This window comes from Streptomyces sp. GbtcB7, from assembly GCF_019091445.1.
Taxonomy (GTDB): domain Bacteria; phylum Actinomycetota; class Actinomycetes; order Streptomycetales; family Streptomycetaceae; genus Streptomyces; species Streptomyces mirabilis.
In genome coordinates this window covers 1-229 of record NZ_JAGXJM010000798.1, presented here as the reverse complement: position 1 = coordinate 229, position 229 = coordinate 1, and the positions used below count along the sequence as shown (strand labels likewise).

Annotated in this window: 1 protein-coding gene; it reads right to left on the bottom strand. The window is 66.4% G+C overall.

All coding sequences use genetic code 11. The features are described 5' to 3' along the window. On the bottom strand, window positions 1-229 hold a 229-nt coding region (locus KVT44_RS57600; protein ID WP_217577281.1), incomplete at both ends, for a hypothetical protein.

Here is a 229-nt window from a genome sequence, read left to right as displayed (position 1 = left end):
GGCCCGTCTGCAGAAGCTTGAGAACCGGCTTGAACTGGTGCGGGCGGAACACGGTTCGCGTCGCCCGGAACGAGTAGATCGTGTCGGCAAAGCGACCGCGTAGCTTGGTGCGAGTGAGGGTCGCTCCGAACCGCGCAGCGGATGAACGCTCGCCCAGGACCCACTCGTCGGGCTGGTCGGAGGCCTCGATCGGCGCGAGCTTCTTCTCAAGCTCGGAGCGCAGACCACC